Annotated in this window: 19 protein-coding genes; 9 read left to right on the forward strand and 10 right to left on the reverse strand. The window is 70.0% G+C overall.

Annotated features, from left to right (window positions below; translation table 11 throughout):
- Positions 1–81: 81 nt before the first annotated feature.
- On the forward strand, positions 82–306 hold the full coding sequence (locus CMC5_RS28535; RefSeq protein WP_050433358.1) for a hypothetical protein: 225 nt from the start codon (positions 82–84) through the stop codon (positions 304–306).
- A gap of 69 nt (positions 307–375) precedes the next feature.
- On the opposite strand, the gene CMC5_RS28540 is transcribed toward CMC5_RS28535, so the two are convergent.
- Positions 376–717, reverse strand: coding sequence for an SPW repeat domain-containing protein (locus tag CMC5_RS28540; RefSeq protein WP_050433359.1), 342 nt, complete (start codon positions 715–717; stop codon positions 376–378).
- Positions 718–915: 198 nt separating this feature from the next.
- Here CMC5_RS28540 and CMC5_RS28545 point away from each other — a divergent pair, with 198 nt between their 5' ends.
- A complete protein-coding gene (locus tag CMC5_RS28545) occupies positions 916–3,357 on the forward strand; it encodes an AAA-type ATPase lid domain-containing protein (protein ID WP_050433360.1) in 2,442 nt (813 codons plus the stop codon).
- Positions 3,358–3,399: 42 nt separating this feature from the next.
- Here the strand turns inward: CMC5_RS28545 and CMC5_RS28550 are convergent, their stop codons facing one another.
- The 5 genes from CMC5_RS28550 to CMC5_RS28570 form a co-directional block, all read right to left on the reverse strand.
- On the reverse strand, positions 3,400–3,756 hold the full coding sequence (locus CMC5_RS28550; RefSeq protein WP_050433361.1) for a four-helix bundle copper-binding protein: 357 nt from the start codon (positions 3,754–3,756) through the stop codon (positions 3,400–3,402).
- Between the two features lie 130 nt (positions 3,757–3,886).
- Complete coding sequence (locus tag CMC5_RS28555) at positions 3,887–4,543, reverse strand: DUF6304 family protein (protein ID WP_050433362.1); 657 nt, start codon at positions 4,541–4,543, stop codon at positions 3,887–3,889.
- 43 nt (positions 4,544–4,586) lie between these two features.
- Positions 4,587–7,841, reverse strand: coding sequence for an efflux RND transporter permease subunit (locus tag CMC5_RS28560; RefSeq protein WP_050433363.1), 3,255 nt, complete (start codon positions 7,839–7,841; stop codon positions 4,587–4,589).
- A 10-nt stretch (positions 7,842–7,851) separates the two neighbouring features.
- Positions 7,852–9,135: an efflux RND transporter periplasmic adaptor subunit gene (locus CMC5_RS28565; RefSeq protein WP_050433364.1), complete on the reverse strand. Its 1,284-nt coding sequence runs from the start codon at positions 9,133–9,135 to the stop codon at positions 7,852–7,854.
- Entirely contained in the window at positions 9,132–10,346 is a 1,215-nt protein-coding gene (locus CMC5_RS28570; protein ID WP_050433365.1) for a TolC family protein, read from the reverse strand. Before CMC5_RS28570 ends, CMC5_RS28565 begins: the two co-directional genes overlap by 4 nt.
- 249 nt (positions 10,347–10,595) lie before the next feature.
- Here CMC5_RS28570 and CMC5_RS28575 point away from each other — a divergent pair, with 249 nt between their 5' ends.
- From CMC5_RS28575 to CMC5_RS28585, 3 genes are all read left to right on the forward strand, one after another.
- Positions 10,596–11,294 (forward strand): methyltransferase family protein, encoded by a 699-nt coding sequence (locus CMC5_RS28575; RefSeq protein WP_245677790.1) that lies wholly within the window; start codon positions 10,596–10,598, stop codon positions 11,292–11,294.
- A gap of 138 nt (positions 11,295–11,432) precedes the next feature.
- Positions 11,433–12,296 (forward strand): phosphate/phosphite/phosphonate ABC transporter substrate-binding protein, encoded by an 864-nt coding sequence (locus CMC5_RS28580; RefSeq protein WP_050433366.1) that lies wholly within the window; start codon positions 11,433–11,435, stop codon positions 12,294–12,296.
- A gap of 143 nt (positions 12,297–12,439) precedes the next feature.
- Positions 12,440–13,858 carry a flavin monoamine oxidase family protein gene (locus CMC5_RS28585; protein WP_050433367.1) on the forward strand — a complete coding sequence of 473 codons (1,419 nt, stop codon included), beginning with the start codon at positions 12,440–12,442 and terminating at the stop codon, positions 13,856–13,858.
- 17 nt (positions 13,859–13,875) lie between these two features.
- Here the strand turns inward: CMC5_RS28585 and CMC5_RS28590 are convergent, their stop codons facing one another.
- Positions 13,876–14,997, reverse strand: a complete 1,122-nt coding sequence (locus CMC5_RS28590) for a hypothetical protein (RefSeq protein WP_063796364.1) — start codon at positions 14,995–14,997, stop codon at positions 13,876–13,878.
- A gap of 24 nt (positions 14,998–15,021) precedes the next feature.
- Complete coding sequence (locus CMC5_RS28595) at positions 15,022–16,260, reverse strand: acetyltransferase domain-containing protein (RefSeq protein ID WP_050433368.1); 1,239 nt, start codon at positions 16,258–16,260, stop codon at positions 15,022–15,024.
- A 238-nt stretch (positions 16,261–16,498) separates the two neighbouring features.
- Here CMC5_RS28595 and CMC5_RS28600 point away from each other — a divergent pair, with 238 nt between their 5' ends.
- Positions 16,499–16,921: a hypothetical protein gene (locus tag CMC5_RS28600; RefSeq protein WP_050433369.1), complete on the forward strand. Its 423-nt coding sequence runs from the start codon at positions 16,499–16,501 to the stop codon at positions 16,919–16,921.
- Between the two features lie 45 nt (positions 16,922–16,966).
- On the opposite strand, the gene CMC5_RS28605 is transcribed toward CMC5_RS28600, so the two are convergent.
- The gene (locus tag CMC5_RS28605) at positions 16,967–17,731 is read right to left on the reverse strand and encodes a TetR/AcrR family transcriptional regulator (protein ID WP_050433370.1); all 765 of its coding nucleotides are present in this window, start codon (positions 17,729–17,731) and stop codon (positions 16,967–16,969) included.
- 83 nt (positions 17,732–17,814) lie between these two features.
- Between CMC5_RS28605 and CMC5_RS28610 the strand changes: the two genes are divergently transcribed.
- The 3 genes from CMC5_RS28610 to CMC5_RS28625 all read left to right on the forward strand — a co-directional run bounded on the left by CMC5_RS28610 (position 17,815) and on the right by CMC5_RS28625 (position 22,422).
- On the forward strand, positions 17,815–18,690 hold the full coding sequence (locus tag CMC5_RS28610) for an NAD(P)H-binding protein (RefSeq protein ID WP_050433371.1): 876 nt from the start codon (positions 17,815–17,817) through the stop codon (positions 18,688–18,690).
- A gap of 1,539 nt (positions 18,691–20,229) precedes the next feature.
- The gene (locus CMC5_RS28620; RefSeq protein ID WP_050433374.1) at positions 20,230–21,378 is read left to right on the forward strand and encodes a hypothetical protein; all 1,149 of its coding nucleotides are present in this window, start codon (positions 20,230–20,232) and stop codon (positions 21,376–21,378) included.
- Positions 21,379–21,402: 24 nt separating this feature from the next.
- Positions 21,403–22,422, forward strand: a complete 1,020-nt coding sequence (locus tag CMC5_RS28625; RefSeq protein ID WP_050433375.1) for a hypothetical protein — start codon at positions 21,403–21,405, stop codon at positions 22,420–22,422.
- Positions 22,423–22,566: 144 nt separating this feature from the next.
- On the opposite strand, the gene CMC5_RS28630 is transcribed toward CMC5_RS28625, so the two are convergent.
- Complete coding sequence (locus tag CMC5_RS28630; protein ID WP_063796365.1) at positions 22,567–24,612, reverse strand: alkyl/aryl-sulfatase; 2,046 nt, start codon at positions 24,610–24,612, stop codon at positions 22,567–22,569.
- Positions 24,613–25,005: the final 393 nt, after the last annotated feature.

The raw sequence follows: 25,005 nt of genomic DNA on the forward strand, positions 1-25,005 counted from the left end.
CGCGCCGCGAGGCGCACGGACCGCGCCGTGAGGCGCACAGAGCCCAGCGCCGGAAGGCGCACGGACCGGGAGATCGGTGCGATGGTGCGTGGAGCCGGCTTGCTGCGTCGACGGGTCGTCCCTGTGCTCTGTACGGGGACGCTGCTGCTGTGCGGTTGCCCCGGGACGCTGCCTCTGGAGAAGGAAGAGTACCTGACCGGAGGGGCCGGCGGTGGTGGCGAGGGCGGCGCTGGTGGCGCAGGCGGCTCGCAAGGGGAAGGTGGCGCTGGGGCGACGGGGGAAGGTGGCGCTGGGGGAGCCAGCTGACTCCCCAGCGCTCGTCGAGACCTCCGCGAGAGAGCCAGGCGGAGATGCTCGTTCCCCAGTTTCGCAGCACTAGCCGCGAGGCGCGTTCGTGGGGGTGGTCGTCACGTCCACCGCAGGAAGCAGCGACACGGCGAAGATGGCGATCCCGGTGATCACGCTGTTCCACACCGACAAGGTCGAAGTCGACGGCAGCACCCAGGCGCTCAGCACGACCCAGATCCCGAGCGCGGTGTTCAGATGCCGCGCCGCCGACACCCACAAGGCCATCACCGCAAAGGCCGTGCAGAGCACGCCGCAGACCCAGGCGTTCGTGAACTGAGCGTAGGCGTGTTGCCACGCGAAGGCCGAGACGAACAACCACACTCCCAGCGCCACATTGATCGCACGAACGGCCGTGATCTGATCTCGCATGGCCCCTCTCTCCTGTCGGTCCGGCTGGTGGGCACCAGACGGTCTCACTGCTGCACTTGGTTGCTCTCGTCGTTGCGAACCTGGTGCCACGACTGGACCGACGTCGATGCGCGCGCTCCCTCGGCACCTGCCTTCGCAGCCCGCACCGGAGGCCAGAACCGAAGACGCGGGCCGGCGGCAATCGAGTAGGCTGCGCCCATGCCGTGGCGGGCGCGCTCATTCTGGATCGCAGCGATCGTGGTCGCCTATGCGGCCTTCGCCGCGCTCCGCGCGTCCGGAGGACGTGGACCGGCATGGTTCGCCCTCGTCGGCTTGCCCGTCCTGCTCGCGTTTGGCTGGCGGTTCACGGCGTCCCTGCTCGACCGTGGCCGCGCGGGCCGGATGGGCCCGACGAGCGGCAGTGAAGATCACATCGATCCCTCTGCGCGCAGCGCGGCCCGCGCCGCCTTCACCGGCGTGGCGTTGCTCGTCGCGGCGCGCACGGGTCCCGCCACCGACGCGCTGATCGCACTGGGCAACGTCGGCGCAGCCATTGCCTCTCTCTGCGCCCTCGGCGCGCTCGCGCGCGTGTCGGGGCTCGGAGGGCTCCTCGAGCCGCCGCCCACCGCGCGCAGGCTCGACGCCGTGGCGTTCGCCTCCGTGTTCTGGACGGTGGCCGTCGCCCTGCCCATCGCGTCGACGGCCTCCCCCGAGCGCGTCGCCGGCCTCGACCCTGCCATCATCGCGTACGCCACGACCACCGCCTCGCTGGGCTCCCTCGCCATCACCGTGATCGCCCTCGCTCGAACACGCTCGGAGCGCAGGCTGGAGCTGGGGGTCGCCGACCGGACCGAAGCCGCGCTCCTGCTCACCCTCACCACCCTGACGATCGGCGTGCTCGCCGCGCTCACCGGCGTGGCCAGCCCCGAGGCGCTGCTGCCGGTGACGAGCACCATTGCGGCCTTCTGCGTGGCCATCAGTGTCGTGACCGCAGATCCTGCGGCGCTCTCCCGCGCGCTCCGCCTCACCCTGGCGCTGGCCCTGCTGGCCACGCCGGTGGCGCTGCTCGCCGTGTACGTCGTGCACGAGAGCCCGATGCGCCTCGAAGCCGCCGAGCGCACGTGGATCGGCTTGCGCCGCACCCCCGTGGGCGCGGTGGTGTTCGTGGCGTGCGCCGGGTGCGCCGCGGCAGGTCTCTTCGCTCCCTGGCTCAGCAGGAAGTTCGCCCCCGAGGGAGCGCGGTGGCTGCGCGGTCTCGACGCGGCCACCCGGGCGGCCCTGCACCCCGATCCCGACACGGCGCTGGAGACTGCTCTCTTCTCCCTGCGGGAGCTGTGGGGAAGCCGGAACAAGGCCCCCCAGCGACCCTTGGCCGAAGGGTTCGAGAAACCCAGCAACCCGATCGGCCCGGCGCTGTACCGCCTCGCTCCGCCCGAGCGCATCACCGTGGATCTCGCGGGCTATGCGCACACCGAGCGCGCCGAGATCCCTCAGCGCCTCATCGCGCTGACCGACGGCGAGCCCGAAGGCGTGCTCCGCATCGAGGTCCTCGAAGCAACTCAGGTGCGCCGGCCCGAGGTGCGGCCACTCATCACCTGGCTCACCGAGCGTGGCATCGGTTGCGCTGCGGTGATCCGTGACACCACGGGCGCCGCCGGAGCGATCGTCCTCCCACGCGACGGGCGCGACACGCCCATGTCGCTGGAAGAGGTCGAGGGGCTGCGCGCCCTCGCCGATCGGCTCGGGGCCGTGATCAGCGCCGCAGGCATGCTCGCCCGCTCGCGGGAGCGGGAGATGGAGATACGGAGTCAGCTCGCCCAGGAGAAAGGCGAGTCCGCTCGCCTCGCGCAGGAGCTCGCCCATGGCGAAGCGAGGCGCCGCGGGATCGCCGAGCGCCTCGCCCGCCCCGCCCGCATCGGCGCTTACAGCCCGGCCGCGCGCTCGGCAGTCGACCAGATCGAACGACTCGCCGAGAACGATCGCCCGATCACCCTGCTCTCTGCACCAGGGATCGACGCCGTCGCGTGGGCCGCGCTCGCGCACCTCGGCTCGCCCCGCTCGGGTGGCGCCTTCACCCTCATCGACGCCGCCACGGGCGCCGAGCACGCGCTCGCTCACTGGCGTGACCGCACCACCTCACCCATGGAGACGGCGCGCAGCGGGACCCTCGTCGTGCTCGACGCCCACGCCTTGCCCATGGACGTGCAAGACGAACTCGGCACCACGCTGCCGCCCGATGTCGGGCTCGTCGTGTCCGTCCCCCAGACCGTCGACGTGCTCGTCGCCGCAGGTCACCTGAGCGAACGCCTCGCCGATCGTCTGGGTGATCGCGCCGTCGCGCTCCCCACCCTCGCCGACCGCGGCGAGGACTTGCGTGCTCTCTCCCTGGAACACCTGGCCCGCCTCGGCACCCGCTTGCGAGGCCGCCCCCTCGGTCTCGATCTGCACGCCCTCTCGATGATCCTCGAGTACACCTGGCCAGGCAACGACGCGGAACTCGGCGCCGTGCTCCTGCGTGCGGTCCTCGTCACCGAAGGGGACGTCGTCGGTGTCCGTGAACTCGCAGCCATCGGCTTCCAGGCGGCCACGACGGCTCCTGACCTCGATCTGCCCGATGTCACGAGCGCCCCACCCCGCCGGCGGCGCTCCAGCAGACGCTGAGCGACGACGCGCCCGGTCGCGGCAAAGCGCAGGTGCGACCTCTCAAGCCGCCAGCGGCGTCGCCATGAGCCGACAGCTCGCTGCACACCGACGGCAAACCGACGCACACCCCTGCATCTGCGCGTCCCCCTCGAAGCGTGCACATTCCCGCGCGCAACGCTCGCACGCCTCCGCGCAAGCCGCGCAGGTGAGCCCGTGGATCTCCGAACCCCGCAACAGGAAATTCGAGCACGTTTCGCACATTTCAGCGCAGTCCAGCATCGCCCGGATGTGCCGCTCCTCCGCGTGCTCCCCTCCCTGCTCCAGACAGTACTGGATGGTCTGGAGACACAGCCGATGGCAGTCGAGGCAGTTCAGGTAACAGTCGTCATCCACGAGTATTTTCTTCGCACCCACCATGGGTCTCCTCCATCCGGCCCGCACGCCCACGGGCCGAAGGCGAGACGGTACAAAGGGCGTGCCTCGCCGCGCCCCTCCCCTCCGGGCCGGACACGCGCGGCACATCACCCTCGATTCCGTCGAAGCGCAGTCATCCGCGGTAGCCCGCTCCAGGCGTGCGCCTCTCGAACTCCGGGCAGAGATGCGTCTCCTGCACGAACGCCGTCATCGTGTCCCAGATCCGAAACAGCTCGTCTTTCGTTCTCACGGATCGGTACCCGAGCTTGTTGTCCCGGAAGCAGGCGAGGCCCCCGAAGAGCCCATGACCCACAGGTGAATAGTCCGACAGGCCGCACCCGAAGCACGTCTTGAGAAACCAGTGGCTCGGAAGCCTGCGTTGAAGGTCCAGAAGCTCGTCCTCGAACCAACCAGACCGCCCCTCTGATTCGAGGCGCAGGTCTCCGACCACGAGGACGAGGTGCAGGCTTTCCTCATCGATACCGCCGGTGGCATGCGCGCTACCGAGACGAAGTCGCGCTTCGAGCGTGCCCCGCAGCTCGCCGGCGTCGACGGCAACGATCACCGGAATCTCGAACTCGAACAGACACGAACAGAGGGTCCCACCAGCGAAACTGAACCGCGACAGGTCTGCCGGCGCCGTGGAGGACACGACCTCGAACGAATCGAAGTCGTTGCCTTCGAAATCCACGCCGCAAAGCGACATTCGAAGTGTCGCGCCATCGTTCTCGATGGTCGTCTCGATGTCGCCTTGCAGATCGCGGTACCTGGTTCGGTAGACGCTCCTCATCGATCGACTCGCGAGCCCTGGAGGCACGGCCCGACATTCCGCGTCACGCCGGGTCTCTCACGCCCTCTTCCGTCACCTCGTCCCGGTGGAACACCCGGTACAGCACCGGCAGCACCAGCAAGGTCAGCGTCGTCGAGGAGACGATCCCTCCGATCACCACCGTCGCCAGCGGCCGCTGCACCTCGGATCCGGTGCCCGTGGCCAGCGCCATGGGGACGAAGCCCAGCGCAGCGACCAGCGCCGTCATCAGGACCGCCCGGAGCCGCGCCACCGATCCTCGATGCACTGCGTCGTCCAGCATCACCCCACGCCGACGGGTATTCTCGATGAACGTCACCATCACCAGCCCGTTGAGCACCGCCACCCCCGACAGGGCGATGAACCCGATCGCCGCCGCGATCGAGATCGGGAGCCCACGGATCCACAGCGCCAGCACCCCACCGGTGAGCGCGAGCGGCACCCCCGTGAAGATCAAGAGCGCGTTCTTCACCGTTCCGAACGACAGGTAGAGCAACCCGAAGATCAATCCGAGCGCCGCCGGGACCACCAGCAAGAGCCGTGCGCGCGCCGTGAGCAGGTGCTCGAACTGCCCTCCCCATGCGATCCAGTAGCCGGGCGGCAGCTTCACCTCCGCCTCCAGCCGCTCCTGCGCCTCGGCCACGAAGCCGCCCAGATCGCGCCCTCGCACGTTGCACTGCACGACCACCCGCCGCTTGCCGTTCTCGTGGCTGACCTGATTCGGCCCCTCCTCCAGCTTGATCGTCGCCAACGCCCCCAGCGGCACGAAGGCAGGCCGGTTCGCGCGTCGCTCCGGTGCCAGTGCGCTGGCCGTCCCCCCTGCTGCGCTCGCCAGGCCTCCCCCGCTCGCCATGCTCGCCGCGCCCTCGTCGCGCCCACGCGCGGGCAAGGGCACGGGCAGGTTCTCCAGGGCGCCGAGATCTCGCCGGATGGCATCGGGGAGGCGCAGCACCAGCTCGAACCGCCGGTCGCCTTCGAACACCTCCCCCGCGCTCACCCCGCCCACCGCGGCCTCCACGATCTCTTGCACGTCGGCCACGTTGATCCCGTAACGAGCCACCGCCCGCCGGTTGACGTCGATCGTGAGCACCGGCAGCCCCGTCACCTGCTCCACCTTCAGATCAGCCACCCCGGGCACCGTCGCCAGCACCGCACTCACCCGCTGCGCCTCGCGGACGAGCACGTCCAGATCCTCGCCGAAGACCTTCACCGCCACATCGCCACGGACCCCGCTGGTCAGCTCGTTGAACCGCAGCTCGATGGGCTGGCTCAGCTCGTAGTTCTGACCAGGCAGCCCTGCGAGCACGCCCTCCATCGCCTCGGCCAGCTCCGCTTGCGTCGTCGCGCGTTTCCATCCCTCCCGGGGCTTGAGCATCACGTACGTATCGGACACGTTGGGTCCCATCGGGTCCGTCGCGACTTCGGCCGTGCCGGTGCGCGCGAACACGGAGGACACCTCGTCGGGGAACTGCTCCAGCAGCGTGCGCTCGAGCTGCATCTGCATCGACAAGCTCTGGGTCAGGCTGATCGACGGGATCCGCGCCGGCTGGATGGCCAGCGCTCCCTCGCTCAGCTTCGGAGCGAACTCACTCCCGAGCCGCGTCGAGAGGAGCCCCGCAGCGGCCAGCAGCACCACCGCGCTCCCGACCACGAGCCGCGGACACCCTACCAGCCGATCGAGCACCCGCCCGTATGCCTTCGTCAACCAGCGCAGCCCGGGCCCCTCCCGTTCGGTGATCTTCCCCCGGAGCACGATCGCCACCAGCGCCGGGATGAACGTCATCGACAGGATCGTCGCCCCCCCGAGTGCCAGCACCACCGTCGCGGCCATCGGGCGGAACATCTTCCCCTCGATCCCGGTGAGCGTCAGGATCGGCAGGTACACCACGGCGATGATCAGCTCGCCGAACAGCGTCGCCCGCCGCACCTCCCGCGACGCATCGTATGCGAGCCGCAGCCGCTCCTCGCGCGTGAGCACCCGGCCCAGCCGGTGCTGCTCCTCGGCGAACCGCCGCACGCAGTTCTCGACGATGATCACCGACCCGTCCACGATCAGCCCGAAGTCGAGCGCCCCCAGGCTCATCAGGTTGCCGCTGACGCCCCCCGCCACCATCCCGCTCACCGCAATGAGCATCGCGAACGGGATGACCATCGCCGCAATCACCGCGGCGCGGACGTTCCCGAGCAGGAGCACCAGCACCAGGATCACCAGGCCTGCGCCCTCCAGCAGGCTCCGCGTCACCGTGCCCAGCGTTGCCTCGACCAGGTAGGTCCGGTCGTAGAGGGTCTTCACGAACACCCCCTCCGGCAACGACCTGTTCACCTCGGCCACCCGCGCGTCGACCCGCTTCGACACCACGCGGCTGTTCTCGCCGAGGAGCATGATCGCCGTCCCGATCACCGCCTCCCGGCCGTTCTCGGTCGCGGCGCCCGTGCGGAGATCCTGGCCGACCCCCACCTCGGCCACGTCCAGGATCCGGATCGGCACACCGTCCTTGTGCCCGACCACGATCTCGCGGATGTCGTCCTCCCCTTCGACCAGCCCCGTCGCGCGGATCAGGTACTGCTCGCCCTTGTGCTCGATGTACCCGCCGCCCGCGTTCGCGTTGTTCGCGGCGAGCGCCTCCAGCACGTCCCGGAACGACAGCCCGTACGACAGGAGCTTCGCGGGATCCGGCGCCACCTGGAACAGCCGCTCGTATCCGCCGATGGCGTTGATCTCCGTCACCCCCGGCACCGTCCGGAGCTGCGGCCGCACCACCCAGTCCTGGAGCGTGCGCAGATCCGTCAGCGTGTAGGGTTCCCCGTCGGGCCGGAGCGCCCCCTCCTTCGCCTCGACGGACCACATGTAGATCTCGCCGAGCCCCGTCGCGATCGGCCCGATCTGAGGCTCGATGCGCCCTGGGGGCAGCGCCGCCTTCGCCGCCGCGAGGCGCTCGCTCACGAGCTGACGCGCCCAGTACACGTCGGTCCCGTCCTCGAAGACCACCGTCACCTGCGACAGCCCGTACCGCGACAGGGAGCGCACCTGCTCCACCTTCGGCAGCCCGCCCATCGCCCACTCGATCGGGAACGTGATCCGCCGCTCGACCTCCACCGGCGACAGCGCCTCGACCGGCGTGTTGATCTGCACCTGGACGCTGGTGATGTCCGGCACCGCGTCGATCGGCAGCCGCCGGAAGTTGTAGACGCCGAAGGCGCCCACCGCGAGCGTCAGGATGAGCACCGCCCAGCGCTGGCGGACCGAGAACTCCAGCAGCTTGCCCAGCAGGGTGAACACCGCGCCTCCGTCAGTGCTCGTGCGCGGCCCCGGACTTCCCGAGATCGGCCTTGAGAACGAAGCTGTTCTTGCTCGCGTAGCGTTCCCCCGCCGCGATCCCGGAGCGCACCTCGACCACCGCGTTCCCCTCGACCGTCCCGCGCCTCCCGAGGCGCACCGGGCGCACCTGGAACGCCTCGCCTTCTTGCACGAACACCACGTCCTTGCCCTCCAGCCGCTGCACGGCGTCGTCCAGCACCGTCACCGCGACCTCTGCCTCGCTCACCACGATGTCCGCCGTCGCGAACAACCCGGGCCGCCACGCTGGCCCCGGGTTCATCAGCACCACCCGCGCGATCGACGAACGCGTCTGCTCGTCGGCCACCTGGCTCAGGTAGGTGATCTTCCCCTCCGCCCGCTGCTCGATCCCCTCCGCGCGCACCCGCGCCACCTGCCCCGGATGCACCTGCGCGAGATCCTTCGCGTACACCGTCACGTTCACCCAGATCGTCGACAGATCGGCCACCGTGAACGCCCGCGTCTCGCCCCCGAGCACCTCGCCCACCGTCGCGTGCCGCTCGATGATCGTCCCGTCGAGCGGCGCCACCAGCGCGTAGCCCCCCTCCTTCGAGCCGCCCCCTGATCCCACCGCGAGCTTCTGCGTCGCGCTCCGGTGCTCGATCCGCGCCTCGGCGAGGGCCTGCTTCGCCGAGAGGTACTCCTTCTCCGACGTCACCTTCTCCTGCCAGAGCGCCTCCTGCCGCCGGAAGCTCGTCTCTGCCAGCTCCAGCCGCTCCCGCGCCGTCAGCGCCTCGCGCTGCAGATCGGCCAGCTCCCGGCTGTCGAGCACCGCCAGCACCTCGCCCTTCTTCACCCGGTCGCCCAGGTTCCGCTTCACCTCGCGCACCACCCCGCCCACGCGCGGCGTCACGTGCGCCACCGTGTCCGCATTCAGCGCCACCTCACCTGGCAGCGTGGCCGTCACTTCCACCTGCCCGGGCCCGGCCGCCGCCACCTCGATCCCGGCAGCAGCGAGCGCCTCGGCCGAGAGCACCACCCGCCCCTCGCCGTGCCCTTCCTCCTTGTCGCCGTGATCGTGGTCCTCGTGGCCGCGCCCCTCGCCGTGCCGGTGCTCGCCCTTGTCGTGATCGTGATCCCCGTGCCCGAAGAGGTCACCCCAGTGCGACGACTCCCCGTGCACCGCGTGCTCCACCAGCACGGTGATCCCCGCCGTCGCGCAGGCCAGCCCCAGCGCGCCTGCCACCAGCACGGCGATCCGACCTCGCGTCAGCTCGACCTTGTGTGTCGCGCTCATCGCGGCACCCTCCCCGACAGCACGAAGAGCTCGATCTTCGCGTTTGCGTGCGCATGCTCGGCCTGGAGCAACGCAAGCTGCGCGTCGAGCGCCTCGCGACGCACCAGCAGCGCGCTGTACGTATCGCTCTCGCCCAGCTCGAAGGAGCGCTGCGCCAGTGCCGCGGCCCGCTTCGCCAGCTCTGCCACCTCGGCCAGCGCCTCGAGCGCCGCCCGCGTCGACGTGTACCGCGCGTGGAGCTGCCGGATCTGCCCCGTGGCCTCGGCGCGTGTCGCCCCGAGCTGCGCGTCGGCCACCCCGACCTCGGCCGCGGCAGCCGCGGCTGCCGAGCGGTTCGCGTTCAACATCGGCAGCGGCGCCGCGATCCCGAGCATCCCGATGTGCGCCCCCTCGTCCAGCTCGTACTGCGCCGACACGCTCAGCGTCGGCCACCGTGCCGCCCGCTCACGCACCACCTTCGCCTTCGCCGACGCGAGCTGCGCCACGGCCGCCCGCACGTCCGTCCGCTCCCCGGCTTCCTGCAGCAGCGTCGCCAGCGACGGCGCCTCGCCACCGGGCACGAGCGGCCCTTCCACCCCGGGAGGCAGCGCCTCCAGACCGAGCAGCGCCACGAGCACCGCCAGATCCGCGTCACGCGCCCCCTCCACCGTCACCGCCGCCGCCGCCTCACGGGCCGCTTGAAGCGTCGCCAGCGCCGCATCCGTCTCCCGGATCTCGCCCGCCGCCCGCCGCCGCTCCACCGTCGTCAACAGCCCCCGCGCCAGATCACGGCGCGCCCTCGCCAGCACCAGCTCCTGCTCGTCCCGCACCACCTGTGCGTGCTGCAGCAGCGCTGCCAGCAGCACCCGCCGCCCCGTGTCCGCGCCCATCGCCTCCGCCGCTCGGAGCGCCTCTTCGGCCGCGTCGATGCGCGCGCTCTGCTGCCCCCCGAGATCGAACGGAAACGCGAAGCTCGCCTGCGCCGCCGGCGGCGGACGCCCGTCCCGGTTCACCCGCAGCCCCCCGGCCACGGCCACCACCGGATTGCTCAGCGAGAACACCCCTGCGGCCCCCCGCTCCGCACGCGCCACCCCCACCTCGGCCCCTGCCCTCCGGGCCGTTGGCGCCACGCGCGCGAGTTCCACCACCCGGGCCCGCGTCAACGGCTCTGCCGCCTCCACGGAAGCCGGCGTCCCCACCAGCCAGAGGACGCCCAGCACCAGCGACGCCACGGCCCACCGCGTCACACGACGAAGGCGACCAGACGGAAAGCCCCCCGAGGGGTGGCCAGCGGAACGGCAGATGCGACCGGACATACGAACAGAACCCCAGCGCTCGAGCGCCTGCACCTCGGCCCGCTCCCCTGGGAGCCTGGCCAACCCTTCCCGGATGCTCCCTGCCTCGACCCGCGAACGGCGGAAAACCCGGGAGATTTCAACCACTGGCCATGGAGCGGGAGCCACCCGGCCCCGAGGAGGGGGATGACCGTTGTGCCCTCGCCCCATGCGACCACCTCATTGATACAACAGTTTCACAAGTGTTACATCGTCTTCGACATCATGTCCATCGAAGCGCGCAACCGTGCCCTCCTGGTCCTCCTCCTCGTCGTCCTCTCCCTTCTGCTCACCTTCGGCGTGCGCACCTGGCTGCACCTCCGCGACACCGGGTCCACCGGCTTCCGCGGCATCTCCGGCCGACCGGGCTCGCTCCCCTGGATCGGCGGCGTGAGCTTCGCCCTCGCGCTCGCCTGCACCGTGCTCGCTCCGCTCCTGGTCTGGCTCGGCGTCGATCGCTGGCTCTTCCTGCCGCAGGCAGCGCTCGACATCGTCGGCACGATCGCCGCCTTGCTCGGCGTCGCTGGCATCGCCTGGTCTCAGAACGCCATGGGGCGCTCCTGGCGCGTCGGCGTGGACGGCGCCGAGCGCACCACGCTCGTCCTCGAAGGCCCGTTCCGCGCCGTGAGGAACCCCGTCTTCAGCTTCCTCGTCCTCGGCTCGCTCGGCCTTTTGCTCGTCCTGCCGACCTTCACCTCGCTCGCTGCGCTCGCGCTGCTCGTGCTGGCGATCGAGCTGCAGGTCCGCATCATCGAGGAGCCGTACCTCCGCACGACACACGGCGACACCTACACCGACTACAGTCGCCGCACGGGTCGTTTCGTACCGTGGATCGGCCGCGATTGACGCCACGACGCGCACGTCACGCACCGCATCGCTCCAACACACGAAGACGGCGCATCACACACACCGTCACCCTCCACGCGCCCACCCGTCACCAAAGAGTCTTACCCGCACGCGCCTCCGTCCGTTACGATCGGGACGATGCTCTTCAACCGCAGGTCCTCGCCGCCGGGGATGCCGAAGCTCACCTTCGGCCTCGTCCCTGCCACCGATGACGCCTGCACCCGACTGCACCTCGCCGACTTCTGTGCGCTGCTCGGTGAGCTGGTCGGAGGCGTCATTTCCCCGCACCGCGCTCCGTCGCCTGGAGCGCTCGCCTCGGCCGTCGCCTCGGGCCGGGTCAACGTCGCCTGGCTCTCGCCGACCCTCATGGTGAAGAGCCCTGGCCTCGCCCCGGTCGTGCCGCTGGTCAGCTCCGTCCGCGCCGGCTCGCCGCTCTATCACGCCGCCCTCTTCGTCGACGAGGCTTCGCCCATCACCGCCGTCGAGCAGCTCACCGGCGCGCGCGCTGCGTGGGTCGCCCCGAGCAGCGCCAGCGGCTACCTCTTCCCGCGCGCAGCCCTGCGCCGACGCGGCTTCGATCCGCGCAGCTTGTTCTCGACCGAGACCTTCCACAACACCCACGGCAAGGTCGCCGAAGCCGTGCTCCACGGCCACGCCGACGTCGGCGCCACCTTCGCCGTCTACGAGGACGGAGAGTCCTCGCACGGCATGCTCCGCGCGGGCTTCCTCGACGTCGTCCCCGGCCGGAGGGGCCGCGTGCTCGACGTCGCCGGCCCCATCCCCGCCGATCTCATCGCCAGCCTGCCCGACGTCCCGATCTTCGCCCGCTCGGCGCTCACCGTCTCGCTCCAGCGCATCGCCGATCACCCGGAAGCCCGCGAGCCACTCCGCTCGCTGTTCGGCGTCGAGCGCTTCGCTCCGTTCGCAGCGGCCGGCGCACGCGCCTTGCGCACCCTCGTCGACTTCGGCCGCGAACCTGCGACCGCCGCCTCCTACGGCTGAGACCAGCACCATCGGCCAGGGGCCTGTCGGCCCCTGCGCTCCCACGGCTCGCACTCTTTGCGCACCTCGACGGCGCCGCGTGTCGCGTCGCACGCCGTCATCGCGACCCGAGCTGGTACCCTGCGACCAGGGAGGTCGACACCATGGTCTCGGAGCAGTGCGATGTCGTCGTCGTCGGCGCGGGCCTATCGGGCATGTGCGCCGCCCGCAAGCTCACCCGGCGTGGCCGCCAGGTGGTCGTGCTCGAAGCCCAGGACCGCACCGGCGGCCGCGTCTGCCACGAAGAGGTCGAGATCGACGGCCACCACCACAGCTTCGATCTCGGCGCCGCCTACCTCGGCACCAACCAGACCGCCCTCATCCAGCTCTGCACCGAGCTTGGTCTCTGCATGGACTTCGACGACCCCAGCGCCGACGTCATCCCCGTCCGCGCCGAGGGCGAAGCCGTCTACTACCTCAACGGCAAGCGCGTCCTCGAAGACCCCGAGGCCACCCTCCCCTGGGCCGCCTTCAACCCCATCTCCCTCTTCGGCATCTGGCGGATGCAGCTCCGCCTCGACCGCTTCATCCAGGTGATGAAGAACCACATCCACGACCCGTGGAACGCGCCCAATGCCGAGCGCTGGGACGACTGGTCGGTCGAGGACTTCCTGAAGAGCGACGTCTTCTTCACCCGCATCGACGAAGACATGCTCCGCATCGGCGTCCGCGCCGTCTGGTCCGTCGAGCCCTCGGAGATCTCGTTCCTCTACTTCCTCTGGTACGCCGCCAGCGCCGGCGGCATCGACACCTTGCTCGACAACCAGGGCAAGGACGCCGCCCAGGGCTTCTACTTCCGCCACGGCGCCCACGACGTCTGTGACCGGCTCACCCGCGAGCTCGGACCCGCCGTGCGCCTGGGCCACCCCGTCCGCCGCATCGAGCAGGACCTCGAAGGCGTCACCATCACCACCCGGACCAACGACCGCCTCCGCGCCCGCCACGCCATCGTCGCCGTGAGCCCCTCCGTCTCGTCGCGCATCGAGTACGACCCGCCCCTCCGGCCCGATCGCACCCACCTCGTGCAGCGCAACCCCCTCGGCCGCACCGTCAAATGTTACGCCGTCTACGACGAGCCCTTCTGGCACGAGCGCTACTCCGGCCTGTCCATCGGCAACACCACCCCGCTCATCTGGACCATGGACTACACCGTCCCTCCCGGTCCTCCTGCGATCATGGCCTTCGTCGTCGCCGATCACGCCGACGCCCTCAGTGGCCGCCCCGCGCACGACATCGAGCGCACCGTCTGCACCGCGCTCGCCGAGACCTTCCAGGACGAGCGCTTCCGCTCCCCGCGCCGGTTCATCTACAAGGACTGGAGCGCCGACCCCTGGGCCTGGGGCGGCCCCACGGGGGTCTCCCCTCCTGGCGCCCTCACCGCCTTCGGCCGCGCCCTTCGCCGCCCCTTCGGCCGCATCCACTGGGCAGGCGCCGAGGCCGCCACCGTCTGGATGGGCTACCTCGACGGCGCCGTGAATGCCGGCCACGCCGCCGCCGATGGCATCCTCACGGCTGGCCCCTGACCCCGCTGGCCACGAACTCAGCCCCTTCCCAGCGCCTCCTGTCCAGCGCGCGCATCTTCCCCACGCGCGCCCTCACCGCGCCCCTCCTCACCGCGCCCCTCCTCGCCGCGCCCCGCTGGCTCCCTGCGCACGTCCTCCTCGCACACCGCCGCCTCATCGCTCCCCTCGGCGTCACCAGGCTCACTCCCGCGCCCCATGGCCTCCGCGCCCGTCCCCTCCCCGCGCGCCGCCGCCTCTGCATCCGTCTCCTCACCGTGTGCCGCGAACCCCGCGCGCACCTCCTGCTCGAACGCAGCGCACAGCGCCCGCGCCTCCGCGTGACGCGCCGGGATCTCCTTCCTCGCCCGCCTCAGCGCGTCGAGCGTCTGCGCCTTCCCGGCGCGCGCCAGCAGCCGGTACGCCAGCGACCGGCCCGGCCCCGTCGCGATCACCGACAGCGTCGACGCCGACCACCCGAACGTCGGCCGCCGCCGCCCCAGCGTCGCCAGATCGGTCAGCGGCGTGCGCGTCAGCCACAGCGAAACGGCGAACAGGTACTCGTCGACCGTCACCCCCGTCACCCCATCGAGCATCTCGGTGAGCGCCACCCGCCGCGCGTCCACGTTCACATTCCGCGCTTTCGGCCATGCCAGGAGACGCTTCGGCGCCGGCTGACCGCGGAAGCTCGCGCGGCCCGTCCACCACGACACCGTCGTGTCGGTGCGCACGCACTCCAGCACCCGCGCGAACGTCGCTTGCCGCGACAGCGCCGACTCCACCGTGCGCGGCGGCGGGATCCGCTCGCACAGCGCGATCACGCTCCCGAGGAGCGTGCGATACCGCCCTCGCGTCAGCGCCCCGCCCAGCTCGTGGTTCGTTAGCTGGAGCAGATCGTTCAGCGCCGCCGCCAGCGCCCAGTCATACGTCGACAGCTCCGGCAAGGTGTCCACCGGCGCGATCAACCGCGCCACCCGCACCCGCGCCACATCCATCTGCGAGCGCAGATCCTGGTCGAGCACGGTGCGCGCCCCGCCCACCTGCATCCCCAGCTCCACCCCGAAGGGCCTCACCGGCCGGATCGGCCCGCCCAGCACCAGCGGCGCGAGCACCTGGGCCGAGAGTTCCTGGAACCGCTCGGCGACGTAGCTGGGGTTCGCCATCTCGATCCTGCCGAGGATAGCCCTTCACAGGTAGCGCGCCCACCCCTCCGGGTGCGCCGCCTTGTAGCGCCCGTACGCCACGCACAGCGGGTACAGCAAGAGGAGGAGCCCCAGCGACGCGAGGTACGACGCCCCCAGGCCCGCCTTGCGCGACATCCCGAGCGCCCACGCCGCGAACTGCAGCAGGTGGACGTGGAGCACGTAGAAGAACAGCGCCGTCTGCCCCAGCACGAGGAGCGGCCGCATCCACCGCGCCGACCCCGCCCGCCGCGCGAGCGCGAAGAACCCCGCGAGGAGGAGCGCCATGATCCCCAGCTCCAGCGCCAGGTACGACAGCGACGGCGGGTACTTGCTCACGTGCAGCCAGTGCGCGAGCGACCCGTTCTCCCGCAGGAGGCGCATGTTCCCGTACCCGTTCAGCCCCCGCACCACCGCGAACACCGAGAGCGCCCCCAGCCCACCGAGCGCGAGCCAGCGCGCCGGCCGCACCGCCTCCCCCTTCGCCAGCAGCCGCCCGAAACCCCACCCCAGCATCATCACCGACAGCCAGGGCACGAGCGCGTAGGCGATCATCAGCGGCGGGAACCTCCCCCCCGTGAACAGCAGCGCCACCGGCAAGATCGGCTTCTCCCCCGTGGCCCACAAGAGAAGCCCCGTGAGCGCCTCCCCCCCGAGCATCAGCGCCGCCGCGCCCCCGACGAGCCACGCCGTCGGCAGCCGGCGCAGCAGGGCCATGCACATCATGCTCGCCCCGATCGCGTAGAGCACCTGGAACAGCACCGCGCCAGGCCGCACGAAGGCCCACGACATCCACAGGGCGTCGAGCAGCACGATGATCAGCCCCCGGGTGAGGATGAAGCGGTCCACCTTCCCGGGCGCCTCCCCCTTCGCCAGCCGCCGCTCCACGCTGAGCGCCAGCACCGCCCCCGCGAGGAAGATGAAGGTCGGAGCACACAGGTGCGTGATCCACCGCGTGAGGAACTGATCGAGCGGCAGCGCCGACCCCACCTTCCACGAGGCGGAGCTGTCCGAGCTGATGCGGTTCGCGTTGAACGCGCCCGAGGCGTGGTCGATCGTCATCAGCACCATCACCAGCCCGCGCATCCAGTCGAGCGGCACGAGGCGTGACGCGCCTGCGGCGGCAATCCCCTGGGCAGGGCGAACGACCATCGAGACTGCGTCCGCCGGGCGCGGGAGTTCGGACTGCGGAGGCGGCGCGTCGGCCTGCTGCGGGGTCTTGGCGAGCGGGGAGGCAGTGGCCATGGCGGGGCCACGCTACACGCCACTGGACCGGGGTGTCATGCCGGAGCAGCAAGCTTCATCGGCTGCCATCTCCTCCGGCACTGGCTCACGGCCCTGCGCCCCGGAGCCAGCACCTCGCGGGTGCTTGGAACGACGACGAGATCTCGATTCGCCTGTTCCAGCACCTCGACGAGCCGTTGAATGCGATTGCCCAGGCGCTACGAGAACCGCTGGCGTGAGAATCCATGAGGAGGAAGTGATGACGCGCGAGGACATCGAGGCCGAACTTGCTCTGGCACGCGCACGAGCCAGGGAACGACCAGAGGATCTGGAGGCCGAGAAGGCGCTCCTCCTCCAGCTGGACCGGCTCGCGGCCCATGAGCTGGACCGAGGCGCGCTGGAACGGGCATTGAACGCCGCCGAGGAGCACCTCGCGCGGACACGAGCGCACCACGAGACGCATCCAACCGGCGCCGCATCGAAGAGCACCGTCCTCAGCCTCCTCCGCGTCGGCGATGTTCACATGGCGCGCGGCGACCTCGACCAAGCCCTTGCCGCCTACGGCGAGAGCTTCGGCCTCGCCTCGGATGCATACGGGCCATCAACTCCTTTCTCGTCGCCCTGCGATGCTGCCACCGAGCGGAGCGCGCCGTCACGGAAGTTGGCACCCGTGCAACGATGAGGAAGGGCGCATCCCCGATGGCCAACCGCCTGGTTTGCCTTGCCCTCATCGACCCCCGCCGGCGCCGGCGCCCGCCAACCTCACCAGCCACTCCTCCAGGAGCACCCGCTCCCCCTTCGAGAGCACCTCTTCGCCATCCGCCAGTGCCGCTTGCAACGCGATCGCCCTCGCCGCGATCCCCTCGCCCCGAGGCGACGGTGACGCCTCCCCCTCCACGAGGATCGCGCCGAGCACCGACTCCCGCATCACCTCGGACAGGCGCAGATCCCGCTCCTTCGCTGGCGTCTCGATGAGCGCCAGCGTCACCCCGCTCCCGCCCGCGTGGATCAACTGGACCGCGAACGGCACGCTCACCCGGAGACGCCCCGCCTTCGCCACCCGCTCGACGAGCGCACGCAGCACAGCGAGCCCATCCCGCATGGCCGACGCCGCGCCTTCCCCTTCCCTGTCCTCCTCCCCTTCGCCCTCTCCCCTCTCCTCCCCCGCGTCGAGACCGTAGAGCAGCGTGTAGGCCGCTGGGTTCGCCAGACCGAACGCCACGTGCATATCCCAGCCACGGCGGAGATCCTCGACCGCATCGGCCCCGGGCGCCCGCGCCGCCTTCTGGGCCACGTACCGCGCCAGCACCTCGCGCGCTGCCGCCAGGCGGAGCGCGTGCATGTCGCCGAAGTGCCGGTAGATCGTCGGGGCCTGGACGTTCGCGGCCGCGCTCACCGCGCGCGTCGACACCGCCTCACGCCCGCCCTCACGCAGGAGTTCGGCTGCCGCGCGCACGATCTTCCGCCGCACATCCGTCGTTCGATCGCTCATGTTATCAACGATAACAAAACATGGTTACCACCGATACCACGAAGGTGCTAGCGTCACGCCGTTCGCCGAGAAGGAGGCAGTTCATGATCATCGTGACGGGAGCGACAGGGAAACTCGGGCGCCAGATCGTCGAGAAACTCATCGAGCGCGTACCGCCGAGCCACGTCGGCGCGAGCGTCCGCGATCCCGCACAGGCCAGCGACCTCCTCGCGCGCGGCGTCCGCGTCCGGCGTGGCGACTTCGCCGAGCCGAGCAGCCTCGCCCACGCCTTCGAGGGCGTGACGCAGCTCCTCCTCGTCTCCTCGAACGCACGCGCCCAGGGCGGTGACACCCTCGCGCAGCACCGCGCAGCGATCGAGGCCGCGCGCACGGCCGGCGCGCGACGCATCCTCTACACCAGCCACATGGGCGTGAGCGCGACGTCCGAGTTTCCCCCGATGCACGATCACGCCGCGACCGAGGCCCTGCTCGCGGAGAGCGGCCTCGCCTGGACGTCTCTTCGCAACGGCTTCTACGCCGCGAGCGGGCTCGCGCTCCTCTCCGACGCGTTCACGAAGGCCTCGTTCGAAGCCCCGCGTGACGGCAAAGTCTCCTGGACGGCCCACGCCGATCTCGCCGAGGCCGCCGCCATCGTGCTCACCGAGGAAGGCCGCCACGACGGCCCCACCCCTCCGCTCACGGCCGCTCAGGCGCTCGATCTCGCCGACCTCGCCGACATCGCTTCGAGCCTCCTCGGCCGCCCCGTGCAGCGCGACGTCATCGAAGACGACACGCTACGCGCGACGCTCGCGGCTCGAAGCGCCCCCGCGAACCTCGCCGACATCGCGCTCGGCCTCTACCGCGCGAGCCGCCGCGGCGAGTTCGCCACGGTGGATCCCACCCTTGAGCGCTGGCTCGGCCGTCCCCCGATGACGATGCGGGACGTGCTCACGCAGGAGCTGGCCGCGCGGAAAGCGTAGCCGAGCGCTTCACGACCCCACCCGCCAGCGCGGCCGCCAGGCCCAGCGCTTCGAGGTCCTGAAGGGCATCACGCTCTCGACGGACGTCGACGGCTGCACCGACGACGAACGCCACCGCCTTCGACCCTCCGCCATCCAGGACCGAACCGAGCGACGTCACCGACCACGGTGTCCCGGCATCCTGGCGATGTCCGACCTTCCACCACGTTACCCTGCATGGGGCGGTTCCAGCTCCGTGTCCTGACCCACGACATCCACCCGCCGTCTCTCGAAAGGCCTCTCCGAATTCGGTCGAGGACGGTGAGATCAGGGTTCCTGCACGTCACGGTCGGCATCCATCGGGCCCGATCCAGGGGTCCAGCACACCAAGTTCGGCCTTTCTGACGATCAACGTAGAGGTCCGGGGACCTCTCGGTAGAGGTCCGAGAACCTCTCGCAGGAGCTTCGAGACCCTCCTGCAGGAACCTCCACACCCTCCTGCAGGAGCTTCGAGACCCTCCTGCAGGAGCTTCGACACCCTCCTGCAGGAACCCCGACACCCTCCTGCAGGAACCCCGACCCCCTCCTGCAGGAACCCCGACACCCTCCTGCAGGAACCCCGACACCCTCCTGCAGGAACCCCGACACCCTCCTGCAAGAGCTTCGAGACCCTCCTGCAGGAACCTCCACACCCTCCTGCAGGAGCTTCGAGACCCTCCTGCAGGAACCTCCACACCCTCCTGCAGGAGCTTCCACCCCCTCCTGCAGGAGCTTCGAGACCCTCCTGCAGGAACCTCCACACCCTCCTGCAGGAACCTCCACACCCTCCTGCAGGAGCTTCCACACCCTCCTGCAGGAACCTCCACACCCTCCTGCAGGAGCTTCCACACCCTCCTGCAGGAGCTTCGAGACCTTCCTGCAGGAACCTCCACAGCCTCCTGCAGGAGCTTCCACACCCTCTCCCAGTCGCTTCGGAACCTTCCTGATAGCGGCTCCGGGACCTCTTCATGGAGACCTTGGGTCCTCTCGCTCGACAGGCTCGGGCCCCACGCTCAGCAACACTGGCCCCCCTCGGGAGAGGCTCCGGGAGCTCTTCATCGAAGCTCCAGAGACGCTCGCTCGAACGTCGACCCGCCTCTCCGAAGGCGCGATACCTCGCCCGGCAGCATCCGGACGTCCTCGCCCCCGACGCGCGGAAATCCAGCGCGCAGACAGCGTTCTACTGGCAGGCGTTCACACGCACCACCTCGATCTCGTCCTGCGTCTCCCAGGCCCAGCCCACCGAGCCGTCCGGGAATGTCTTCAGGTCCTGTATCCGCTGCATCTGCGCATCGCTTGGCGTTGGCCCCTCGTGGACGGTCCCCATGCCGAGGTACCACAGGAGCGGGTGACGCCACGCGACGCCATTCCCCCCAGACGGGCCAGATTTCCTTCACCAGCATCACTTCATCGAAAAAGAAGCTCGTGCGTTCGGCCTCGCGCATTGCACGCACATTCCATGGGCAATGCGTCGTCAATCGCCTTGACGTGGCGTGACGTAGATCGCTCCGATATGCGGAAGTGAGATCCTTCTGGCTCCTGGTCGTCCTCGGGTGGCTCGTCGCCCTGGGGAGCTGCGGCCGTGCTGACGAGAAAAGAAAAGGCTGTCCCGGTCCGTGCTGCGACGAAGCGTGCGCGCCCTGCACCGGGGACGCTTGTCCTTCCGGGCCCGCGCTCGGCTGGAGGGCGCCGCTGTGGCTCTGGTGGGGCGACACGAGCGAGTCTGCGCCCGAGTGCCCCGACGAGGCTCCTGCGGTGGTCTTCGAGGGCTTCGACGGCCTCTCCTCGGAGCAGCGCTGCCCGTCGTGCAGCTGCACGAGACCCACGTGCGTGATGTCGCCGGGCGTGCTCGCGTGGGAGGACTTCGCGTGCACGCCGGTCGAAGGGGCGGAACCTCGGGTCATCCCGTACCTGCCCCCCGCCGGATGGGATGGAGCGTGCATCTCGATGCCGACGATCCCGAAGGAACGGATCGAGTGGGTCGAGTTCCTCAGCACCACCGTCACCCCGTGTCAGCCCGTCACCGGATCCATGCCCGTGCTCGCCGAGACCCGCTGGGCGACCCACGCCCGCGCGTGCAGCCCGCACACGCAGGACGGGTCGAGCGAGCAGGGCTCGCAGCGGGAGCAGGGCGCAGAAGGCGCGGAGCCGCGGTCTTTGCGTGAGCCGGCGCCGCAAGGCCCAGAGCAACCCGCGCAGAGCGGGCAAGGCGCGCGGTACGAGCAGGGGATGCCAGGCGCGAAGCAGGACCCCCTCGGCGTGGATCCTGCGGCCGCTGGGTTCACCGCGTGCGTGTGGCGTGAGGGTGAGCAGCCCGCGTGCCCCGAGGCGTATCCGGAGCGCAAGCTGTTCTACCAGGGTGTCGACAGCTCGCTCGACTGCGCACCGTGCGCCTGTGGCGATCCCGTCGGGAGCAACTGCGTCGCGTACGTGGCCGCGTTCCCCAAGCCGAACTGCCAGCTTCCGGAGGACGACACGGGCTGCGCCGTGGACCTCGATCACTCGCCTTGCTCGAGCTGGTGGCGGCACCTGGCCCTCGGCAGCTTGCGCGGCGACTGGCGCGAGCGAGAGCCAGGGACCTGTCCGGCCTCGGGGGGCGAGCCGGTGGGACGGGCCGCCGCGGTCGACCCGATCACGTTCTGCTGTGCGCGATCGGAGGTCGGGCCATGAAATCGGGTAAGGTGACCGGGTCCCATGACCCCTTCCGCCCCCAGGCTCCTGCGAGGCGCGACCGCCACCGCGCTGCTCTCCACCCTGTTCTTCGCGGCCTGTCGTCTGGGGCGAGTGGACGTCTACACCTGCGACGACCCGTGCACGACATGCGAGGATCCCTGCGATCCGTGCTCGCGCGGGGAGTGCGTGCCGGAGCCTTCGCTGGGCTGGGAGGGGCCGGTCTTGCTGTGGACGGGGACCCACGAAGCGGACGCGCCCGCGTGTCCCTCGCAGGCGCCGGCGAAGGTGTACGAGGGGCACGATGGCTTCCGCACCACGAGCGGGTGCGCTCCGTGTCAGTGCGAGCCAGCCCGCTGCGAGGCGCCGGCCGAGGTGGCGGTGAGCTCCGAGGCGGCCTGCGGGGCGGGTGGGATCCTGGAGGGGGCGCAGCCCGTGTCCCTGCCCGACGGCTGGAGCGGTGCCTGTCTGGGGGTGCCGGCGATCCCGCAGGAGACGTTCGACACCTTCGGGAGCACGTCGTCCCGCGTCGGCGCGTGCATGCCGACCACGATCCCCACCCCGAAATCGGGCTCCTTCGCCTGGGACTTCTTCGCCCGCGCTTGCGCCCGGGTGGAGGCGCCGGTGGCGTGCCTCGATCCGAGCTTGCACTGCGCGCCACGCTCGGAGGGGGACTTCCGGCAGTGCGTGTTCACGCGCGGGGACGAGACGACGTGCCCCGAGGGCTACCCGAAGCGGCGGGTGTTCTTCGGCGGCGTCGAAGGCGATCTCGGCTGCACGCCCTGCACGTGCAGCGCCCCCGAGGGCGGCACCTGCGTGGCCCGCGTGTCGGCCTTCCGCGACGCGAGCTGCACGCAGGCCATCGCCCAGGCCGTGGTCGACGTCGATCAGCCGGGGTGTACCGACGACGTGTTACCTGGCGATCTGCGAGGCGTCGCGGTGTCCTGGCCGGTGCACGAGCCGGCGCACTGCACGCCCGACGGCGGCAAGCCGACCGGGAGAGTCACCCCCGCCAGCCCGTCGACGTTCTGCTGCACGCAGTGAGCGGTGGGCGGGGTTGGCTGGCCCGAGCGAGCGCAACAGAAGTGGTGGGGGCTGCCGACGGGCGGCTCGCGGGGATGAAGGATGAGGGCTCGCGCCGCAACCACGGCGACGGGCACGCTGCCTCGCCAGGGGCGAGGAATGCCTTCAGCAGCCCCGTGGCAAGGGACCGAAATGACGCCGCGGCCTGGCGATCTTGTCGTGCTGGAGCAACTGCTCGACGGCGGCGAGCAGAACCTCCGCGTGGTCCTTGCCGCTCCAGGCGGCCCGGGCATCCGATCGCGGGGTGACGATCGGGAAGGCAGGGTCGCTCCCGTCGAGGAGGCAGAAGAAGAGAAGGAGTTTGTGCAGGTTGCCGGTGACGGTGACCCCCTTCAGGTCGACGAGGTCCCTGGGCGATAGCTGCCCGATCATCAGCTGGTCGAGCGTGTCCCGAGGGAGCGAGATGGTGACGTCACGGCTGGCGTCCTGCTTGCCAGAGACATAGCTCAGGGCGCCGTTCGAGAGCCGGACGACATAGGTCTCCCCCGTATCGCTGATGATCCAGTTCATGACGATGGACGTCTTGCCTGCGGCAGGCCCGATGACGAGCGTCCCGATCGCGTCGAAGATCATGTCGACCGTCATCGCCTCGACGAGGGACGCCGAGGTCTGCGCAGCCCCGACGTCCAGGATGCCATTGCGAAGCTCCTGGGCGCCCATCAGGAAGAAATTCCGCCAGGTCGCGTTCTCGGCCTGGTAGCCCATCTGTTCGAGCATGTCGGCCTGCAGGTTCTTGGCCGCGGTATTCGACGGGTCGGCGTACACCACATGCCGCAAGAGCTCGGCGCCCCACCGGTAGTCCCCTTCCTTGCCGGCTTTCTCGGCCGCCCGGATCACGGCGTCGGCGCCGCCCATCAGCTCGACATACCTGGGCGCTGCGCTCTCGGGGGTCAGCCGGTGCAGGTTCGAGGGATCGCCATCGAACCAGCCGAGGTACTTGTCGTAGACGGCCTTGGTGTTGTGGCTCGTCGAACCGTAATAGCCGCGGCACGACCAGTCGGTTGCCAGGTCGGTGGGCATCTCGAACACCTCGGCGATCTCGATCCCGGTGTAGCCCTTGTTCAACATCCGCAGGGTCTGGTCGTTGAGGTAGCGGTACATGTCCCGCTGCCGTCCGAGGAAGCTCGCGATGTTCTCCTGTCCCCAGATGGGCCAGTGGTGGGAGGCGAACATGACCTGCGCTCTTTTTCCGAACAGCTCGAGCGCCTCGCCCAGGTATTTCGACCAGGCCAGGGCGTCGCGCACGTTCGCCCCGCGCAAGGTCTGGATGTTGTGCATGTTGTGGGTGGCGTTCTCGGCTGCGCAGAAGGCCTTGTACTTCTCGAAGAAGAAGTCCATCTCCGCGGGCGCCTCGGAGCCCGGCGTCATGTGGAAGGTGACGATCAGCCCCGCGATGGTTTCCTGCTGACCCGTGGAGGTGATCAGGACATCCGGTGCCCGCAGGGACACCTGGCCGGTGCTCTGCCCTTTGCCCAGGCCCGTGTCCACCTGCCCCTGGTCGTCCTGCTGCAGAAACGGGCCGTACATGTACTGCGCCCGGCGCCCCATCGCACAGCCGGCATAGACGTTCTCACTGACGGCATGCTCCAGAAACCCCTCGGGCGCATAGATGGTGACGGCTTTCTTCTTCGCCTCGTCCTCCGGCATGATCCCATCCACGCCACCGAAATGATCGACGTGGCTATGGGTGTAGATGACGGCCGTCACATCCAGTTTGGCCGTCTCGGGACGATTGTCCCGGTAGAGTTGCAACGCACTCCTCGCGCACTCGACCGAGATCAAGGGATCGATGATGATGAGCCCCGTCGTGCCTTCGACGATCGTCATGTTCGACATGTCGAAGGCGCGCGCCTGATAGATGCCATCACAGACCTTGAAGAGGCCGTTGATGGTATTGAGCTTGGCCTGGCGCCACAGGCTCGGATTGACGGTGGGCGGCGCCGCCGCATTCGCGTTTTCCTGCCCTGAATAGGGCACCAGGGACCACACGGTGCGGCCCTGCTCGTTCTTGATGGTGAGATCCTGCCAGGTGGCCACGAATCCCTTCTGAGCGTCGTCGAACGACTGCGTGTCTTCGAAATTCAGGCCCGCCGCCATTTGCAGGTTGGCGTCGATCGTGAAGCTGGAGGCGTCTTTGCGTTCAGTCCCCATGGGTTTCACCTGTTCCTCGTCCGTGGCGTGGGGGTGACAGCGAAAGAGAGCAGGCGCCATCCACACGTAACGTCCGTGAATTCTGCCCTGCCGCCACGACCTGATGATGCCCTGCGCACCTCTGGCGCGGAGCTCCCGGCCAGTCTCCTGGAGACACGGCTGGACGCGGTTGCAGGCCCTCTTCCGCTCACCTCGATCAGCGCTGCCCTGGGCAAACCCGATGCCAGGCCCGATCCCTTCCCGGGAGGTGCCTCGACGACACCATCCAGTCGATTGGTGGCGATTTCGGGCCAATCCCACGAGCGGAATGGCCATGACGGCGCCCGCTCGGGTTGGGTCGGGGTGTACCTGTACCGGTACCTGTAACTGTACGTGTTCCACACCTCGTCGCCG

This window comes from Chondromyces crocatus (genome assembly GCF_001189295.1).
Lineage (GTDB): Bacteria > Myxococcota_A > Polyangia > Polyangiales > Polyangiaceae > Chondromyces > Chondromyces crocatus.

Coding starts and splice junctions, on each gene's coding strand:
- CMC5_RS28610 (WP_050433371.1), top strand. CDS start 17,815: ATGATCATCGTGACGGGAGCGACAGGGAAACTCGGGCGCCAGATCGTC.
- CMC5_RS28600 (WP_050433369.1), top strand. CDS start 16,499: ATGACGCGCGAGGACATCGAGGCCGAACTTGCTCTGGCACGCGCACGA.
- CMC5_RS28565 (WP_050433364.1), bottom strand. CDS start 9,135: ATGAGCGCGACACACAAGGTCGAGCTGACGCGAGGTCGGATCGCCGTG.
- CMC5_RS28535 (WP_050433358.1), top strand. CDS start 82: ATGGTGCGTGGAGCCGGCTTGCTGCGTCGACGGGTCGTCCCTGTGCTC.
- CMC5_RS28545 (WP_050433360.1), top strand. CDS start 916: ATGCCGTGGCGGGCGCGCTCATTCTGGATCGCAGCGATCGTGGTCGCC.
- CMC5_RS28580 (WP_050433366.1), top strand. CDS start 11,433: ATGCTCTTCAACCGCAGGTCCTCGCCGCCGGGGATGCCGAAGCTCACC.
- CMC5_RS28540 (WP_050433359.1), bottom strand. CDS start 717: ATGCGAGATCAGATCACGGCCGTTCGTGCGATCAATGTGGCGCTGGGA.
- CMC5_RS28595 (WP_050433368.1), bottom strand. CDS start 16,260: ATGGCCACTGCCTCCCCGCTCGCCAAGACCCCGCAGCAGGCCGACGCG.
- CMC5_RS28585 (WP_050433367.1), top strand. CDS start 12,440: ATGGTCTCGGAGCAGTGCGATGTCGTCGTCGTCGGCGCGGGCCTATCG.
- CMC5_RS28625 (WP_050433375.1), top strand. CDS start 21,403: ATGACCCCTTCCGCCCCCAGGCTCCTGCGAGGCGCGACCGCCACCGCG.
- CMC5_RS28555 (WP_050433362.1), bottom strand. CDS start 4,543: ATGAGGAGCGTCTACCGAACCAGGTACCGCGATCTGCAAGGCGACATC.
- CMC5_RS28630 (WP_063796365.1), bottom strand. CDS start 24,612: ATGGGGACTGAACGCAAAGACGCCTCCAGCTTCACGATCGACGCCAAC.
- CMC5_RS28590 (WP_063796364.1), bottom strand. CDS start 14,997: ATGGCGAACCCCAGCTACGTCGCCGAGCGGTTCCAGGAACTCTCGGCC.
- CMC5_RS28605 (WP_050433370.1), bottom strand. CDS start 17,731: ATGAGCGATCGAACGACGGATGTGCGGCGGAAGATCGTGCGCGCGGCA.
- CMC5_RS28575 (WP_245677790.1), top strand. CDS start 10,596: ATGACCGTTGTGCCCTCGCCCCATGCGACCACCTCATTGATACAACAG.
- CMC5_RS28550 (WP_050433361.1), bottom strand. CDS start 3,756: ATGGTGGGTGCGAAGAAAATACTCGTGGATGACGACTGTTACCTGAAC.